14 protein-coding genes and 2 tRNA genes are annotated in these 16,845 nt (G+C 63.9%); 7 read left to right on the forward strand and 9 right to left on the reverse strand.

All coding sequences use genetic code 11. The features are described 5' to 3' along the window. The first annotated feature begins 50 nt into the window (after positions 1 to 50). On the forward strand, positions 51 to 1,271 hold the full coding sequence (chrA, locus tag N8H22_RS09595; protein WP_264590284.1) for a chromate efflux transporter: 1,221 nt from the start codon (positions 51 to 53) through the stop codon (positions 1,269 to 1,271). Positions 1,272 to 1,315: 44 nt separating this feature from the next. On the opposite strand, the gene N8H22_RS09600 is transcribed toward chrA, so the two are convergent. The 4 genes from N8H22_RS09600 to N8H22_RS09615 form a co-directional block, all read right to left on the reverse strand. After that, positions 1,316 to 2,269 (reverse strand): pyridoxal-phosphate dependent enzyme, encoded by a 954-nt coding sequence (locus N8H22_RS09600; RefSeq protein WP_264590285.1) that lies wholly within the window; start codon positions 2,267 to 2,269, stop codon positions 1,316 to 1,318. Next, entirely contained in the window at positions 2,269 to 3,630 is a 1,362-nt protein-coding gene (locus N8H22_RS09605) for a chromosome partitioning protein ParA (RefSeq protein ID WP_264590286.1), read from the reverse strand. The genes N8H22_RS09600 and N8H22_RS09605 overlap by 1 nt, the downstream gene beginning before the upstream one ends. Before the next feature lie 209 nt (positions 3,631 to 3,839). Next, the gene (locus tag N8H22_RS09610) at positions 3,840 to 4,253 is read right to left on the reverse strand and encodes a nuclear transport factor 2 family protein (protein ID WP_264590287.1); all 414 of its coding nucleotides are present in this window, start codon (positions 4,251 to 4,253) and stop codon (positions 3,840 to 3,842) included. A 54-nt stretch (positions 4,254 to 4,307) separates the two neighbouring features. Next, entirely contained in the window at positions 4,308 to 6,338 is a 2,031-nt protein-coding gene (locus N8H22_RS09615; protein ID WP_264590288.1) for an NADPH-dependent 2,4-dienoyl-CoA reductase, read from the reverse strand. A 181-nt stretch (positions 6,339 to 6,519) separates the two neighbouring features. Here N8H22_RS09615 and N8H22_RS09620 point away from each other — a divergent pair, with 181 nt between their 5' ends. Further along, on the forward strand, positions 6,520 to 7,530 hold the full coding sequence (locus N8H22_RS09620; protein ID WP_264590289.1) for a carbon-nitrogen hydrolase: 1,011 nt from the start codon (positions 6,520 to 6,522) through the stop codon (positions 7,528 to 7,530). After that, positions 7,527 to 8,570 carry an AraC family transcriptional regulator gene (locus tag N8H22_RS09625; protein WP_264590290.1) on the forward strand — a complete coding sequence of 348 codons (1,044 nt, stop codon included), beginning with the start codon at positions 7,527 to 7,529 and terminating at the stop codon, positions 8,568 to 8,570. The genes N8H22_RS09620 and N8H22_RS09625 overlap by 4 nt, the downstream gene beginning before the upstream one ends. A 227-nt stretch (positions 8,571 to 8,797) precedes the next feature. Here N8H22_RS09625 and N8H22_RS09630 read toward each other — a convergent pair whose 3' ends face one another. Genes N8H22_RS09630 through N8H22_RS09640 form a run of 3 tightly spaced genes read right to left on the reverse strand, consistent with a single transcriptional unit; the run spans position 8,798 to position 11,393 of the window. Beyond that, complete coding sequence (locus tag N8H22_RS09630) at positions 8,798 to 8,935, reverse strand: DUF2474 domain-containing protein (RefSeq protein WP_037020167.1); 138 nt, start codon at positions 8,933 to 8,935, stop codon at positions 8,798 to 8,800. A 9-nt stretch (positions 8,936 to 8,944) separates the two neighbouring features. Further along, complete coding sequence (gene cydB / locus N8H22_RS09635; protein WP_264590291.1) at positions 8,945 to 9,952, reverse strand: cytochrome d ubiquinol oxidase subunit II; 1,008 nt, start codon at positions 9,950 to 9,952, stop codon at positions 8,945 to 8,947. A 1-nt stretch (position 9,953) separates the two neighbouring features. After that, on the reverse strand, positions 9,954 to 11,393 hold the full coding sequence (locus tag N8H22_RS09640; RefSeq protein ID WP_264590292.1) for a cytochrome ubiquinol oxidase subunit I: 1,440 nt from the start codon (positions 11,391 to 11,393) through the stop codon (positions 9,954 to 9,956). 191 nt (positions 11,394 to 11,584) lie between these two features. On the opposite strand from N8H22_RS09640, the gene N8H22_RS09645 reads away from it, so the two are divergent. Next, positions 11,585 to 12,625, forward strand: a complete 1,041-nt coding sequence (locus N8H22_RS09645; protein ID WP_264590293.1) for a M4 family metallopeptidase — start codon at positions 11,585 to 11,587, stop codon at positions 12,623 to 12,625. An 11-nt stretch (positions 12,626 to 12,636) separates the two neighbouring features. Then, entirely contained in the window at positions 12,637 to 12,966 is a 330-nt protein-coding gene (locus N8H22_RS09650) for a protealysin inhibitor emfourin (RefSeq protein ID WP_264590294.1), read from the forward strand. A gap of 500 nt (positions 12,967 to 13,466) precedes the next feature. Here the strand turns inward: N8H22_RS09650 and N8H22_RS09655 are convergent. Continuing rightward, positions 13,467 to 13,543 (reverse strand) — tRNA-Asp (locus N8H22_RS09655). Positions 13,544 to 13,580: 37 nt separating this feature from the next. Then, positions 13,581 to 13,656 (reverse strand) — tRNA-Val (locus N8H22_RS09660). 278 nt (positions 13,657 to 13,934) lie between these two features. On the opposite strand from N8H22_RS09660, the gene N8H22_RS09665 reads away from it, so the two are divergent. Further along, a complete protein-coding gene (locus N8H22_RS09665) occupies positions 13,935 to 14,558 on the forward strand; it encodes a type II secretion system protein N (protein WP_264590295.1) in 624 nt (207 codons plus the stop codon). A 3-nt stretch (positions 14,559 to 14,561) separates the two neighbouring features. Beyond that, positions 14,562 to 16,817: a type II secretion system secretin GspD gene (gene gspD / locus N8H22_RS09670; RefSeq protein ID WP_264590296.1), complete on the forward strand. Its 2,256-nt coding sequence runs from the start codon at positions 14,562 to 14,564 to the stop codon at positions 16,815 to 16,817. The last annotated feature ends 28 nt before the right edge of the window (positions 16,818 to 16,845 follow it).

A 16,845-nucleotide genomic window follows, 5' to 3' on the forward strand; every position in this document is an offset into this window, starting at 1 on the left:
TGGCTGCATGCCCGGCCCGGCCCGTCACCTGCCACGACTACGATTGGACCATGACAACCCCTCACAACCACTCCGACGCCACGCCACGCTCCAGCGCGTGGACGGTCTTTCTGGTTTTTCTGCGACTGGGCCTGACTTCGTTTGGCGGCCCGGTCGCGCACCTCGGCTTTTTCCGCAATGAGTTCGTCCAGCGCCGCCGCTGGCTGGACGAGCACAGTTATGCCGATCTGGTAGCGCTCTGTCAGTTCCTGCCAGGCCCGGCGAGCAGTCAGGTAGGTCTCGCCATAGGCTTGTTACGCGGCGGGTATCGTGGCGCCCTGGTCGCATGGGCCGGCTTCACCCTACCTTCTGCCCTCGTCCTGACTCTGTTCGCCATCGGCATCCAGGCCTGGGACGATGCAGTACCGAGCGGCGCACTGCAGGGGCTGAAGATTGTCGCCGTGGCTGTGGTCGCCCAGGCGGTCTGGGGCATGGGCCGCAGCCTTTGCACCGATAACCGGCGCATCGGTATCTGCGTCGCTGCCGCTGGCACGTTGCTCTTGGCACCCTCGGCCTGGAGCCAGGTCGGTGTCATTTTGGCTGCGGGCCTGTTCGGCCTCTGGCTGTTCCGCGCTGATGCCGCCCCTCAGAGTACGTCACTGTCTGTCGCTGTCGGGCGGCGCACGGCTTTGCTGCTGTTGGGCCTATTCTTCGCGCTGCTGATCGGGCTGCCAGTCCTCGCGCAAGTGTCATCGAACCCGCTGCTGGCGATGGTCGATGCGTTCTATCGCACCGGATCGCTGGTGTTCGGTGGCGGCCATGTAGTGCTGCCATTGTTGCAGGCCGAGGTCGTTCCGACCGGCTGGGTCGACAAGAACACCTTTCTTGCCGGCTACGGTGCGGCGCAGGCGGTTCCCGGTCCGCTGTTCACCTTCGCCGCCTTCCTCGGCGCCTCGATGAACACCGCGCCCAGCGGCTGGCTCGGCGCAACAGTGTGTCTGCTGGCAGTGTTCGCGCCATCGTTTCTGCTGGTGATCGGCGCCATGCCCTTCTGGCAGCTATTGCGCCGCAGCCGTCACACCCAGGCTGCCTTGGGCGGCGTGAACGCCGCGGTAGTCGGTCTGCTGATTGCCGCCCTCTACGATCCGGTGTGGACCAGCGCCATTGCAGGTCCAGCGGACTTCGCAGCGGCGCTGCTCGCGCTGGTCGCGTTGATGTTCTGGAAGATGCCGCCCTGGCTGGTGGTCGCGGCCGGTGGCGGAGCGGGATGGTTGTTTGGTCTGGCAACCTGACGCAGATCGGCGCGCTCTCGCGCAAGAAACAAGTCGCGCGTAGGTCAGCCGCCCAGTTGCTGCAGCTGCGCTTCGGCAGCCCGCCGACCTTGCAGACCGCCGGTATGCACGAAGATCAGCCGCGTGCCAGCCGAGAAATCTCCGGCCTCGATCCGCAAGCGCAACGCCAGCAGGGCCTTGGCGGTATAGACGGGCTCCAGCGGCACACCACCGACGCGCTCGGTCTGGAGCATGAAATTGGCGAGCTCGGCATCGAAACGACCGAAACCGTCGCGACTGGCATCCACCAGCTGATAACCAGCGTTCGCCATACCTGCCTCGGCTAGCAATCGTGCCAGATTGGCGGGTACTGCGTGTGACGGCGGTCCTGCCAGCGCACCGAACACCGGATGCCGCCCCGCCTCACCGATTACCAGGCCCGCCAGTGTGGTGCCAGTCCCGACTGCGAGCCAGAGCGCGTCGTATCCAGTCCATCCAATATCGCCCAAGCGCGCCTGTAGTTGCGCGACCAGAGGCACGCAACCCAGCGCGCCGGCCAACCCGCCTCCGCCCTCGGGGATGCAACGGTATTCTGGATAGTGCTGCAGCCAAGGCTCCCAGAAGTCCGCTCGATGACGCGCGCGATAACCGCCATAGCCGAGCCAGTGCAGCTGCATGCCAAAGCGCTGGAGATCGCGCACCGTAGGCGTGTCCTGCGCAACGCCCCGCAACAAACCGACGGTATGCAGACTGAAACGGCGTCCGGCGGCGGCCAGCGCATGCAGATGATTGGAGTGTGCACCACCGAGGCTGATAAGGCCTGGCGCCCGATTGAGGTGAGCCGCCACGAGGTGCTGCGAGAGCTTGAACCACTTGTTACCGGACAACTCCGGATCGACCAGATCTAACCGCAGTACCGCCAGGCTGATGCCATGTGCGGTCAGCCAGTCGAGCCGCAGCTCCTGCAGCGGTGCTGCACCGGCCGCGAGGGCGAATGCATCGGACGCCGCCGAAGTCATCAGCTGCCGGTGCGCTGGCGGTTTTCAGTTCGATGGCGGGCGCAGCAGTTGGAATGGCCAATCACGAAACGGCTCGGGCTGTCGATCTTGTCCAGCGGAATTGCACAGCGCTCACCACTCGGCAGACGTGCCACGCAACTCGGTTGCTGGTAATGCTCCAACCACTGCCGGTACTGCTCTTCAGAAACGGCGCACTTGGCCGCGACATAGGCCAGCGGGTTGGCCTGGTAGCGAGCGATATCCGCCAGCGCAATGGTGAGATGGCCTGCCCCCGGGTGGTAGGCCATGAAGACCACCCCTGCTTGTGCGAGCTGCTCGAGGATTTTGTCGCCACTGCGTGCGGCCAGCTCATCGCGCTCGAGCGTCAAGCGGTGAATCTCCTCTTCGAGCTGCGCATCCAGCTCGTTACGGTAGGCGAGTTCCACATCGCGAATCGATACCTGCTCCTTGTATTCAGCGATGGCCGCAGCGATACGTGCCTGCGCTTCGTGCTCGAACTGATCACGCGCCGCGCTTACCTCGATACGGCCGTTCTTCTCCAGCGTACGCAGCTGGCCGCTCATTTCCTCGCGCGCCTTCTGAAATGCCTCGGCCTGCTCGACCATCTGCGCGTGCAGGCTGCCATTGAGTTCGATCTGCTGCTGCAGACGCTGTTGCAAGGTGGCAATCTCGGCCTGTAACTGTTGTCGCTGCGCGTCGGCAGTCTCGCGCAACCTGGCAACATCCTCGTCACGTTGGCGCTCGAGGTTGGTAATGCGTTGGCGCTGCTGTTTGATCAGCAACGCCGCCTTCTGTCGCTGTTCCTGCTCGAGTGCTTCCGAACGTTTGGCTGCTGCGGCCTTGGCCGGGTCACGTGCGTACCAGGCATCTTCGGCGACCATCTGCAACCGCTCAGCCGGAACGACCGGCGGAGCCTCTTCCTCCACCAGCAGGCCCAGCTGGTTGCGCTTGACTCGCTCGACCAGCAGCGAAAGCGTGTTGTTCTCGCTTCCCAGGCTCGGATCCCATAGATGCATCTGATGCCAGGACACCGGGCACTGGCTGCGGCAGGCAAGCCGAATCGGGCCAGCGCCCAGATCGGGGCCACGTCCGGTGCGCTCGGCCAGATTACGCAGTGGAATGTTCCAGCCCTGGTCCGCGGAGCCGTCATCGTTGAAGTCGATGTAGAAGAACACCGCAGCGCGAATCAGCAATCGCGGATCGATCAGTACGTAGGCGGCACGCATCTGCTGGTCGGCGAATTCGCGCAGGTTCACCACACCATCGAGCACGGCCTCGAATTCGGGGAACAGCATTTCCTTGCAGATGCCGCGCTCATTGAAAAACAGCACAGCCTCGACCATCTGCGGTTTGATCTGCATGCTCGATGTCCCTTTTCGCTCGCCAGCGAGCAACGTTAATCCCGAGATAGCGCATTGCCGTCAACGCAGGCGGCTATCTCGCTGGTTGCGCAAGTTTAGGGGAAACGGCGGCGCTGGCAATGTGACTCGGTTGGCAGCACCCCGGCGGGATCGGACGGGACGCACGCGCCAGCCGGTTTATTTGCGATGGGTTTGGCTAAAGCGCGCAGTCAACGCGTTGCGAGGCGTCTGCCCATTTCCGCGCCAAGCGCCTGCAGGCCACTCATCGGACGCACCATCACCTCGAAATCGATAATCCTGCCGGACTCGTCGAAGCGGATCATGTCGATTCCCTTGAGCTCGCGATCACCGACACGCGCGCTGAATTCCAGCACGACGTCGAGACCGTCGGCGCTGGCCAGCTGGCGGTGATAGCGGAAATCCTCGAACACCTTGAGCACTGTATTGAGGATCAGGCTGACCATCGACGCGCCCTCATACGGCTTGAACGCCATCGGGGAGCGGAACACCGCCTGCGGATGCAGCAGCTCCGGCAGGTGGCTGAGATCCGCTGCCGCGATCATGCGGTGCCAACGATCCAGGGTGGCAGCGGCATTAGCTTGCAGAACGGGTGTGCTGTCCATTGTTTTACCTCCTGGCAAAATGAATAGCCCCGTTCGAGGCAGGGCTTTCGTCATTCAGAGGCTGGCTGCCAACCGGCAACCCTGGTCGATGGCGCGCTTGGCATCCAGCTCAGCGGCGACATCAGCACCGCCGATCAGGTGCACTGGGACACCCGCCGTTTCCAGTCCACCCTGCAACTCGCGCAAGGGATCCTGGCCGGCACAGAGGATCACCGTATCTACCGGCAGCACCAGCGGTTCGCCCTCCGCCACTCGGATGTGCAGCCCGGCGTCGTCGATATTCAAGTATTCGACGGAGCTGATCATCTGCACATGCTTGCTCTTCAGGCCGGCACGGTGAATCCAGCCAGTGGTTTTGCCGAGGCCGTTGCCGACCTTGGACTTCTTGCGCTGCAGCAGATAGACCTGACGCTTCGCCGCGTGCGGTGCCGGCTGGACCCCGGCTACGCCACCGCGCGCCTGAAGTCCCAGATCGATGCCCCATTCCTTCCAAAACGCCTCGCGATCCAGGCTGGTGGATTCGCCATCGTGGGTGATGTATTCGGAGACATCGAAGCCGATGCCGCCGGCACCGATCACCGCGACCTTCTGCCCGACCGGCTTGCGCTCGAGAATCGCATCCAGGTAGCCGATCACCTTCGGATGATCGACGCCCGGAATGTCCGGCGTGCGCGGCACGATGCCGGTCGCCAGGACGATCTCGTCGAAGCCGCCGGCGAGCAGCTCGTTCACCCCGACGCGGGTGTTCAGCCGCAGCGTGACGCCGGTTTCCTGCAGCCGATTGGCGAAGTAACGCAGTGTCTCGTAGAACTCCTCCTTGCCCGGCACGCGCTTGGCGACGTTGAACTGGCCGCCGATCTCCGCGGCCGAGTCGAACAGCGTCACTTCGTGGCCGCGCTCGGCGGCGACCGTCGCGGCGGCGAGGCCGGCGGGGCCAGCACCGACCACGGCGATCTTCTTCACCGTGGTGGTGGGGATGTAGTTCAGCTCGGTTTCGTGGCAGGCGCGCGGGTTGACCAGACAGCTGGTCAGCTTGCCGCTGAAGGTGTGGTCCAGACAGGCCTGGTTGCAACCGATGCAGGTGTTGATCGTCTCGCCGTGACCGGCGGCAGCCTTGTTGACGAATTCCGGGTCGGCCAGGAACGGCCGCGCCATCGACACCATGTCGGCATCGCCCTCGGCCAGCACCTGTTCGGCAACTTCCGGCGTGTTGATCCGGTTGGTGGTGATCAGCGGAATGTTCACCTCGCCGCGCAGCTTGGCGGTGACCTTGGTGAAAGCAGCACGCGGCACCTTGGTGGCGATCGTCGGAATGCGCGCCTCGTGCCAGCCGATGCCGGTGTTGATCAGCGTGGCGCCGGCCTGCTCGATGGCCTTGGCCAGCGTCACCACTTCGCTCCATTCGCTGCCGCCCTCGATCAGGTCGAGCATCGACAGTCGGTAGATGATGATGAAGTTCGGCCCGACCGCATCACGCACGCGCGTGACGATCTCCACCGGCAGGCGCATGCGATTTTCGTAGCTGCCACCCCAGCGATCGGTACGGTGGTTGGTGTGCGCGACCAGGAACTGGTTGATGAAATAGCCTTCCGAACCCATGATCTCGACGCCGTCGTAGCCGGCCTGCTGGGCCAGCCGGGCGCAGTTGACGAAGTCCTGAATCTGCTTCTCGATGCCCTCTTCGTCCAGCTCGCGCGGCGTGAAGGGGTTGATCGGCGCCTGAATCGCGCTCGGCGCCACCAGCTTGGGACTGTAGGCGTAGCGCCCGGCGTGCAGGATCTGCATGCAGATCCTGCCGCCTGCCTCGTGTACCGCCTGGGTGACGATCTTGTGCTCTTCGGCCTCCTCAGCCGTCGACAGCTTGGCCGCGCCGGCACGTACAGAGCCTTCCTCGTTCGGCCCGACGCCGCCGGTAACGATCAGCCCGACACCGCCACGGGCGCGCTCGGCAAAGAAGGCGGCCATGCGCTGAAAGCCATTGGGCATCTCCTCCAAGCCAGTGTGCATGGAGCCCATCAGGGTACGATTGCGCAGCGTGGTGAAGCCCAGGTCGAGCGGAGCCAGCAGATGCGGGTAGGCGGTCATGGTCGTTCCTCATGGCAATTGCCGCGCCTCATGGGACGCGGTCGGTATGTGGCGACGATAACCACAGCGCCCACCCCACTCAATGATCAGAAATGACAACTTCCTGATCGATTCGTGCAAAGCACTTGGCAACCTGCGCCTGCTTGCCTAGTCTGGTCGCCTCCCCCAAGCGATCCGACCCATGCGCCACTATCTGCAACTGCTCCTGCTACTGATCCTCGCTGGCGCGGGGCTTACCGCCTATTTGCACTGGACCGGCGACCGGCGCAGCGGCCCTTTGCTCTCCGACCTGCGCACCCTGCCGATCCACAGCGTCGGCGTGCCGGGTGACGACGGCAACCTGCTCGGCATCGAGACGCGCCTGCAGCCGGCCGACTACCAGAGCCCGGAACGCCTGCGCCTCAAATTCGCCACCTATCTCGATCAGGCCCGTGCCGCCGGATTGCTGAACGCCAAGACCATTGTCGTGCTGCCCGAGCATGTCGGCACTGGCCTGTTCGCGCTCGGTGAAAAACCCGAAGTGCAGCAGGCACGCACGCTGCGCGATGCCATGCAGTGGACGGCGCTGAGCAATCCCGGCCGCTACCTGCGCGCGCTGACCGGCAACCAGCAGAAGGACGACCGGCGCACCGAGGCGGTGTTGCTGCTGAAGGCGAAAAGGATGGCCGAGGCCTATCAGGCAATCTTCGGCGAGCTGGCGGCGCGCTATGGCATCACGCTGGTGGCCGGCTCCATCGTGTTGCCGGAGCCGCGTCTGGAACAGGGCCGCTTGCGGATCGGCGAGGGTCCGCTGCGCCAGATCAGCCTGACGTTCGACCGCTCCGGCCAGCCGATCGGCCCGTTGCAGTACAAGCGTGCACTCGGTCGCTACGAACGGCGCTACAGCGCGGCGCCGGAACAGATCCAGCGCCAGACGCTGGCGACGCCGGCCGGCCCGCTGGCGGTGCTGATCGGCTGCGATGCCTATCGCGAGCCTCCCCCGGCAGACGCTGTCCTGCTCGTTGTACCCGGCGCGCGCGATGACTGGGCCGAAGCCTGCCCCGATTCCCCCGGCATCGCCGCGGACGAGCGCCCCTACATGGCGGTGCGCACCCTCGGCGTGCCGTGGAACCTGCTCGGCTCACCGCGCAAGCCGGCGCGTAACCTGCACGGTACGCCGGTGCAGCTGACCAATCTGTGGTTGCAACGGTGACGCTCAAGGCACAGCCGGTGCGCCTGGGCGATCTGTCGGTCAGCTTCACGCTGAGTCTGGGCGAAGCCCTGCGCGAGCGCGGCCTGGACCCGCAACCGCTGCTCGCTGGTTATGGACTGGACGCCGAGCGCCTGGCCGAGCCGCAGGGGCGGCTGTCGATTCCGCGCTACATGCGCCTGGGTCACGCCGCCATCCAGCTTGCCGGCGATGCCGCGCTGGGTCTGGATATGGGCCGCTTGCGCCTGCCGAGCCACCTCGGCCTGGCCGGCATCACCGCGGCCCAGGCGCCGAACGTGCGTGAAGCGGCGCGTACGCTGATTCGCTTCGAGCCGCTGTACGCGTCCAACTATCGCGGCAGTTCCAGCTTTCACGAGGACGCCAGCGGCGCCTGGCTGCGCTTCTATTCGATCAGCCCGTACAACGCGTTCAACCGCTTCGTGGTCGACACCGTTCTGGCCAGCTGGTTGACCCAGCTGCAACGGCTGGCCGGCGAGCGTCTGGTGCCCAGCGCCGTGCATATCGAATTTCACGCCCCGGATTACGCCGCCTGCTACGAGGCGCTGTTCGGTCGTGCCGTGGCATTTGGCGCCAGCGCCAACGAGCTGCATCTGGATCAGGCGGCGCTCGCCCTGCGCAACCCGGAGCATTGCCCGGCGACCTGGCGACAGTTGCTGACCTTCTGCGAGGCGGAGCTGACGCGTCTTACACGCACGCGCAGCCTGCGCGAACGCGTCACCCAGGTCCTCGGCCCACTGCTCAAGGGCCAGGAGCCGGACCTGCAGCAGATCGCCAACCGTCTGCAGCTGCCCAGTTGGACGCTGCGGCGCAAGCTGCACGAGGAAGGCACCCGTTACCGCGACATTCTCAACGACACGCGCCGCGATCTGGCGATGGCTTATATCCGCGATACCGACTTGGCATTCGGCGAGATCGCCTGGCTGCTCGGCTTCTCCTCAGCAGAAGCGTTCCAGCGCGCATTTCGCCGCTGGAGCGGGCAGACGCCCGGCGCGTACCGCCGTGCCCAGCGTCAGCTGCCCTGATCAGAGCTCGACAGCGTCTTCACTGGCGTCGGGGCAATCCTGTTCGGCGGCGCGCAATTCGAGTATTTCGTCTTGGTAGTCGTCCATCGTTCTGGCTCCAGTTTGCAGAGGTGGCTCGTGCGGATTCGCATCAAGCCGCGTGCCAACCAAGCTATAAGCCGCAGATGAAGGAACGATGACGTCCGCGCGGGGCGCTGCCCGCACCGATGAAGTGCACGGGCATTCGCTCACGCACTCAAACCGGCCGCTTGCATCGCCTGGCGCAACAGCCAGGCCACCACCGCCAGCGCCAGCACGCTGCCGCTCCAGAGCAACACCAGCCAGGCCAGACGCCGCCACAATGGCTTCTGCTCCATACCAGACATGGACGCCTCCTAGTGATAACCGTCCTCGGCGCTGACCTTGCCGCGGAACACGTAGTAGCTCCAGGCCGTGTACATCAGGATCAGCGGGATGATCAGCAGCGCGCCGACCAGCGTGAACCCTTGGCTCTGTGGCGGCGCAGCGGCGTCCCAGATGCTCACCGACGGCGGGATGATGTTCGGCCACAGGCTGATGCCCAGACCGCTATAGCCTAGGAAGATCAGCGCCAGCGTGAGCAGGAACGGCGTGAAACTGGCGTAGCGGCGGATCGCGCGCAGCAGGCCGAAGGCACAGAGCAGCACGAGGATCGGCACCGGCATGAACCAGAACAGGTTGGGCAGGCTGAACCAGCGCTCGGCGATGTCCGGGTGGGTCAGCGGCGTCCACAGGCTGACGATGCCGGTCACAGCCAACACCGCCCAAACGAGTGGAATACCGATGTCATGCATGCGCCTCTGCAGATCACCAGCCGTGCGCATCATCAGCCAGGTGCAGCCGAGCAAGGCGTAGGCGACGATCAGCGCCAGCCCGCAGAACAGCGAGAACGGCGTCAACCAGTCCCACGCGCCGCCGGCGAATGCACGCCCCTCCACCGGCAGCCCACTGATGAATGCGCCCAGCACCACGCCCTGGAAAAAGGTCGCCGTCAGCGAGCCGCCGATGAAGGCCTTGTCCCAGATGTGCTGGCGCTCCTCGCTGGCCTTGAAGCGAAACTCGAAGGCGACGCCGCGGAAGATCAGCCCCATCAGCATCAGGATGATCGGCAGGTATAGCGCCGACAGCACCACCGCATAGGCCATCGGAAACGCCGCGAACAGCCCGGCGCCACCGAGCACCAGCCAGGTTTCGTTGCCGTCCCACACCGGCGCCACGGTATTCATCATCACATCGCGATCGCTGCGCCCAGGCACGAACGGAAAGAGGATGCCGACGCCCAGATCGAAGCCGTCCATCACCACGTACATCATGATCCCGAAGATGATGATCACCGCCCAGATCAGTGAAAGATCGATACCCATCTCAATTCCCCTGCCCCAGTTGATCGCCACCCTGTTCGTCCAGCGCCGCGTCGGCCGCCGAGATCGGCCGCATCGGCGTGCGCTGCTGACCCGCGCCGCCGACGCCCTGCTCGCGCCCCTCATTGACCACCGGCCCCTTGGCGACCAGTCGCAGCACATAGACGATGCCCACGCCGAACACCGCGAAATACACCACGACGAACAACGCCAATGTCAGCCCCAGCTGCCCGGCGCTGTGCGCGGACACCGCATCGGCGGTACGCATCAGGCCGTAGATCACCCACGGCTGACGGCCGATCTCGGTGGTGAACCAGCCGGCGAGCAACGCCAGCAGGCCGGACGCGCCCATCCACAACACCAGGCGCAGGAACGGCCGCGAGTGATAGAGGCGATCACCGCGGCGCAGCAGCAGGCTCCAGACGCCCGTCAGGATCATCAGCAGGCCCAGCGCGACCATGATGCGGAACGACCAGAACACCACCGTCGAGTTCGGCCGGTCCTCGGGCGGAAAATCCTTCAGCGCCGGGATCGGCTCGGTCAGGCTGTGTTTCAGGATCAGGCTGCCGAGGTAGGGAATCTCGACCTTGTAGCGGGTTTCTTCGGCTTCCATGTCCGGCCAGCCGAACAGCAGCAACGGCGTCGGTTCGCCCGACGAGTTATCCCAATGGCCCTCCATCGCAGCGATCTTCGCCGGCTGATGTTCCAGCGTGTTGAGGCCGTGCAGATCGCCGATCACCGCCTGCAGCGGCGCCACCAGCAGGGCCATCCACATCGCCATCGAAAGCATCTTGCGGATCGCCGGATTGTCGCGCCCGCGTAGCAGGTGCCAGGCAGCGGAAGCGCCGACGAAGAATGCCGTGGCGAGGAATGCAGCCGTGGCCATGTGTGCCAGGCGGTACGGGAACGACGGATTGAAGATGATCGCCAGCCAGTCCACCGGCACCACGATGCCGTCGATGATCTCGTGCCCCTGCGGCGTATGCATCCAGCTGTTGGAGGCGAGAATCCAGAAGGTCGAGATCAGCGTGCCGAGCGCCACCATCACCGTGGAGAAGAAATGCAGCCCCGGGCCGACGCGGTTCCAGCCGAACAGCATCACGCCGAGAAAGCCCGCCTCAAGGAAGAAGGCAGTCAGCACCTCGTAGGTCAGCAAGGGGCCGGTGACGCTGCCGGCGAACTCCGAAAAGGCGCTCCAGTTGGTGCCGAACTGGTAGGCCATGACGATGCCCGATACCACGCCCATGCCGAAGTTGACGGCGAAGATCTTCAGCCAGAAGTGGTACAGGTCGCGATAGACGTCGCGCCGTGTCTTCAGCCACAGCCCCTCCAGCACTGCCAGGTAGCTGGCGAGGCCGATGGTGATGGCCGGGAAGATGATGTGGAAGGAGATGGTGAAAGCGAACTGGATTCGCGCAAGTTCAAGTGCTTCCAATCCGAACATGAAACTGATCCTCGTGTACTGCCCGCTGGCCACTCGGTTATGACGGCCCAGCTCAAGTGACAGCAGAACCCCGCGAGGGTGCGCCACGACCTTCCGAGCGGTTCACGCAGCGCGGGAACACCAGCGCTCGGCTTCGTTCAGATGAATATCCGCCGCCATCAGAATGCGCAGTACATCAAGGAGCACCCGCGATGCTGGCTCACAGCACCTTCATGCCACCCTACCTGCTTGATCGCATCGTCAAGCACGGCTCGCAACAGCAGCGCCGCTGCGCGCGTGGCACGCTCGAACACGTCCGCAGCCTGCGCGCCAACCCTGGTCCACCGCACCTGCAACACATCCCGGCCATTGCGGCGCTGCGCACGCCTGGGCGCCCACAGCGACGCATCCACGATGCCCAGCAGCAGATGCAGCTGCCCGGCATGCTGCGACGTAGCGAAGGCGAGCCGAACAGCGGCGATGCCGCGGTGGACGAAGCCTACGCCGCGCTCGGTGCCACCTACGCGCTGTTCTGGCAGGTCTACCAGCGCGACTCGATGGACGACCAGGGGATGCCACTGATCGGCACCGTGCACTACGGACAGGGTTACGAAAACGCCTTCTGGAACGGCGAGCAGATGGTATTCGGCGATGGTGACGGCGAGCTGTTCCATCGGTTCACCCGCTCGTTGGACGTGGTCGCTCATGAGCTGACCCACGGCCTGATCGAGAGTGAGGCCGCGCTGGTATATGCCAATCAGTCCGGCGCGCTCAACGAATCGATATCCGACGTGTTCGGCGTACTCAGCAAGCAGCATGTCCTGGGCCAGACCGCCGGCGAAGCGGACTGGCTGATCGGTGCCGAGTTGCTCACCGACAACGTCCAGGGCCGAGCCCTACGCTCGATGGCCGAACCTGGCAGTGCCTATGACGATCCCGTGCTGGGCAAAGACCCGCAACCGGCACATATGCGTGACTTCATCGTCACCCGTGACGACAACGGCGGCGTCCACCTGAACTCCGGCATTCCCAATCGCGCCTTTTACCTTGTCGCCAGCGCATTGGGCGGCTATGCCTGGGAACACGCCGGGCAGATCTGGTATGACACGCTGTGTGATCGTCGACTGGCCAACGACGCACAGTTCGCTGATTTCGCCCGACTCACCATTGCGCATGGCGCGCGCCTGTTCGGCGCAGACACCGCGCGCATGGTGGAGCAGGCCTGGCACGATGTCGGCGTACCGGTCGCATAGGAAATGAAACGATGGAAAAACTGCCGGCGCTAGGCCACGACGCCTGGCTACGCCTCTCGCGTCAAGGCGGTGTAGCCGTCTTCCCCGCCCGCGCTCGCCCACGGGAAATCGACCTCGCCCAGTACGACAGCCACCAGCGCGGACGCCTCTGCTCGGTGCTGGAGCGCTGCCTGCCGCTGACCAGCTCCACCGCCGGCGCCGGTGACCAGCGCTTCTACCGCATCGAACTGCATTTTCATCGCGACCAGATCAATAACGAATTGGTTTTGCAGGTACCCGAAGAACGCGCGCCGGCGGAGCTGGTGACGCTGTGGCAGAACGGCTCACTGGACGGCGACTGAGCCCACGGTCACGCCAGGATCTGCGCGCCGTTCGCCAACCAGCGGAGGATACCGGCCTCGGGCGCGACGGCAGATAGCCCTGGTACTCGTCGCAGCCTGCTCCTCGCGCTGCTGGATACCCTTGATCACGCGCGATCAATCTTGATCGATGGCCAGCCGCAAGCGGCTCAGATAGCTGAGCGATGAAGAGACTTGATTGCGCTGTGGATACACTGGTGCACGCGGAGGTGGCCGTTCAAACGGCCCAGCCACAAGAATTGCCCAAACTGCTCTGGTCCCGAACTTACGCGCCCAGTTGCGTGGGCAGCTTGGGAACTTTTGCGCCAGATGGTGCGCATCAATTTCGAGTCAGCTGATCGCTTCGTTTCCGGGCGCAAACTCGCATCAGCCGCGAAAGCCCGCCGCCAACCATGACGAAAACGCGGGCATAAAAAAAGCGCCCCTGTGGGACGCTTCTTCTACGCTTCCGGGCTATGCAACTAGCCTTGATGAAGCAGATATGGCGCAGCGGACGGGACTCGAACCCGCGACCCCCGGCGTGACAGGCCGGTATTCTAACCGACTGAACTACCGCTGCGCGTCGGCCGGACTTTCGTCCGTAATCTCGCAAAGGTTGGTGGCTGATGACGGGATCGAACCGCCGACCCCCTGCGTGTGATGCAGGTGCTCTCCCAGCTGAGCTAATCAGCCGATCGCCTTGCGAGGCGCGCAATTTACTTATCCACCTACGCTAAGTCAACAGCAGCGTTGAATTTTTTTATCGCAACGATGGTCTACCACGCTTGCCTCACGGGTTTGTAATTATGCGGTGGCACTATCGAATATCTGTGCGGTCAGTGTTCTGCCGGGATCACGGTGGCCACTGATGCACCTGCACCACCCGTCGCCTGTCGAAAACCGCGATATGTGCCTAAGGTTGGCAGTACACGAACGGACATAACAACACGATGCGGCATGGAGTATCTCGCTTGTCTTTGCCAGGAACCCTGCGGAATTACCGGCAACATACCCCCGTGGCCCTAAGTGCCCTGCTGCTCTGCCTCTTCGGCATCTACCTGGCCGGGCAAATCAGCGCCTGGCTGCAACTCAGCCGCACGCCGATCGCGCCTGCCGCCAACGACAGTCGCATCAACCCCGCGAGCCAGTCTGATCCGCAGCGCCTGGAATTCCTCTTCGGAGCCCTGCCGGCCGCCCAGAGCACAACGACAGCCAACACCGCCGGCCTGACCCTGCACGGCAGCTTCGTGCATGCCGATCCCGACCGCTCCAGTGCAATCATCCAGTTTGACGGCCAGCCGCCTCAGCTGGTCTGGCAGGGTCAAGAAGTGCAAAGCGGCATAAGCCTGCACAGCGTTCATCCGGACCACGTCGAAATAATGCGCGACGGCCGCCGGGAAATTCTGAACTTCCCGGCCGTCCGGTCCCCCGTCTTCATCCCCGAAGAGTCTTCGCAACAGCCCTACGAGACCATGGATGGCGTTGGTACCGAACAGATGCAACAACAGATGGAAGCGCTGCGCCAGCAGTTGGAGAACGCTGTGAACCAGCCAGCCACTGAACCCTCAAACGAACCGCCCATGGAAGATGACTGAACGATGCCGCCGTTTTTCACTCGCCCGCTGCTTGCTGTGATCGTCACCTCTGCCCTGATCGCTCCGCTGTCCTCGCTGGCAGCCGGAGACGCAGGGATCGAGCCGAGCTCATCTCAAGAGGACGGCTGGACCATCAACCTGAAGGATGCCGATATCCGGGCGTTCATCGATCAGATCAGTCAGCTCAGCGGCCAGACCTTCATCGTCGATCCCCGCGTGAAGGGCCAGGTCAGTGTGGTATCCAACGCCACACTGACGATGAGCGAGGTCTATCAGCTGTTCCTCTCGGTAATGGCCACCCACGGTTTCAGCGTGCTGACTCAAGGCGATGTCGCGCGCATCGTCCCGAACGCCGAGGCAAAGGCCGAAGCCGGCGGTGGTCCGTCAGGAGGCGATCAGCTTGAAACGCGGGTCATCCAGGTGCAGCACACCGCGGCAACCGAACTGATTCCACTGATCCGGCCACTGGTGCCGCAGTACGGCCATCTTGCTGCCGTAACATCGGCCAATGCCCTGATCATCAGCGATCGCAGTGCCAATATCGCTCGCATCGAGGATTTGGTACGCCAGCTCGACCGCACGGAGACCGACGACTACAGTGTGCTCAACCTGCGCCACGGCTGGGCGACGGACATTGCCGAGGTGCTACGCAACTCGCTGATTCGCGGCGAAGCGAAAAGCACCGCCGGGATGCAAATCATTGCCGACTCACGGACCAACCAGCTGATCTTCATCGGCCCGGCCCAGGCGCGCAGCAAGCTCGTTAGCCTGGCGCAAACTCTGGACACTCCCACCACCCGCTCGGCCAACACACGGGTGATACGCCTGCGACATAACGATGCCAAGGCGTTGGCCGAAACCCTCGGCGACATTTCCGAAGGGCTAAAGGAAACTGGCGAAAGCGAAACCACCACCAGTCGCCCGCAGAATATTCTGATCCGCGCCGACGAGAGTCTGAACGCCCTGGTGCTGCTGGCGGAGCCGGAGCTGGTCGGCACGCTGGAAAGCATTGTTCGCCAACTGGACGTTCCCCGCGCGCAGGTCATGGTGGAAGCAGCGATCGTCGAGGTTTCCGGCGACATCTCCGATGCCTTGGGCGTGCAATGGGCAGTGGATGCGCGCGGCGGTACCGGCGGGGTCGGCGGGGTCAACTTCGGCAATACCGGACTGTCGATTGGCAGCGTATTGAACGCTATTAACGAGGACGAAATACCGAGCAACCTGCCCGATGGCGCGATCATCGGCATCGGAACGCGCAGCTTCGGTGCCCTGGTCACCGCGCTGTCGTCCAACAGCAAGAGCAACCTGCTTTCGACGCCGAGCCTGCTCACGCTAGATAACCAGGAGGCGGAAATTCTCGTCGGGCAGAACGTGCCGTTCCAGACCGGCGCCTATACCACCGATGCCTCCGGAGCAAACAACCCTTTCACCACCATCGAGCGGCAGGATATCGGTGTCACCCTGAAGGTGACCCCCCATATCAACGAAGGCGCAACGCTGCGTCTGGAGATCGAACAGGAGATTTCCTCCATCGCGCCGAGCGCCAGCCTGACGGCCCAGGCAGTCGATCTAGTTACCAACAAACGCTCGATCAAAAGCACCATCCTTGCCGAGGACGGCCAGGTGATCGTGCTCGGCGGACTCATTCAGGATGATGTGACCCGCACTGACTCCAAGGTCCCGCTTCTAGGTGACATCCCGCTACTCGGCGCGCTCTTCCGCTCCACGCAGGAGAGCCACGTCAAACGCAATCTGATGGTGTTCCTGCGCCCAACGGTGGTGCGCGACCGCGCTGGCCTTGCCGCGCTGTCTGGGAAGAAATACAGCGATATCCGCGTAATCGAGACCGGCTCTGCCAGTCCTGCCATCCTGCCAGCTAATCCCGAACGTTTGTTCGATGGCCAAGGCGAACCGGCACCGGCCATCGACCTGCGTGCCAACGAGCCGATCCAAGGCTCGTTGGCACCGGTTCCATCGCGTAGTTCCAGCTCAATCCAAACCACATCGCAACCCCGGCCATCAGCGGCGGGTTGGTCAGTCCAACTGGCGAGTCTGAGCAATCCAGCCAGTGCCAAAGCTTTGCAGGAGCGCCTGGCCGGGCTAGGTTACGCCGCCTATATCCGCCCGGGAAACGGCACCACCCGCGTCTACGTCGGCCCTTTCGCTGACCGCGCCGAAGCCATTCGCCTGCGCGAACGGCTCTCGCAGGAACAACGTCTGGACGGAATAGTGCTACGGGTGGGGCCAGCAGCTGAGTGAACAGGTGCAACAACGGTTGCGGAGGGGG

It is taken from the genome of Stutzerimonas sp. S1, assembly GCF_025966695.1.
In the GTDB taxonomy this organism is placed as follows: Bacteria; Pseudomonadota; Gammaproteobacteria; order Pseudomonadales; family Pseudomonadaceae; genus Stutzerimonas.

Excerpts from the sequence above, each read along its gene's own strand:
- N8H22_RS09640 (WP_264590292.1), bottom strand. The coding sequence starts at position 11,393 with ATGTTCGGATTGGAAGCACTTGAACTTGCGCGAATCCAGTTCGCTTTC.
- N8H22_RS09630 (WP_037020167.1), bottom strand. The coding sequence starts at position 8,935 with ATGTCTGGTATGGAGCAGAAGCCATTGTGGCGGCGTCTGGCCTGGCTG.
- cydB (WP_264590291.1), bottom strand. The coding sequence starts at position 9,952 with ATGGGTATCGATCTTTCACTGATCTGGGCGGTGATCATCATCTTCGGG.
- N8H22_RS09610 (WP_264590287.1), bottom strand. The coding sequence starts at position 4,253 with ATGGACAGCACACCCGTTCTGCAAGCTAATGCCGCTGCCACCCTGGAT.
- N8H22_RS09650 (WP_264590294.1), top strand. The coding sequence starts at position 12,637 with ATGGAAAAACTGCCGGCGCTAGGCCACGACGCCTGGCTACGCCTCTCG.
- N8H22_RS09615 (WP_264590288.1), bottom strand. The coding sequence starts at position 6,338 with ATGACCGCCTACCCGCATCTGCTGGCTCCGCTCGACCTGGGCTTCACC.
- gspD (WP_264590296.1), top strand. The coding sequence starts at position 14,562 with ATGCCGCCGTTTTTCACTCGCCCGCTGCTTGCTGTGATCGTCACCTCT.
- N8H22_RS09645 (WP_264590293.1), top strand. The coding sequence starts at position 11,585 with ATGCTGGCTCACAGCACCTTCATGCCACCCTACCTGCTTGATCGCATC.
- chrA (WP_264590284.1), top strand. The coding sequence starts at position 51 with ATGACAACCCCTCACAACCACTCCGACGCCACGCCACGCTCCAGCGCG.
- N8H22_RS09600 (WP_264590285.1), bottom strand. The coding sequence starts at position 2,269 with ATGACTTCGGCGGCGTCCGATGCATTCGCCCTCGCGGCCGGTGCAGCA.
- N8H22_RS09620 (WP_264590289.1), top strand. The coding sequence starts at position 6,520 with ATGCGCCACTATCTGCAACTGCTCCTGCTACTGATCCTCGCTGGCGCG.
- N8H22_RS09605 (WP_264590286.1), bottom strand. The coding sequence starts at position 3,630 with ATGCAGATCAAACCGCAGATGGTCGAGGCTGTGCTGTTTTTCAATGAG.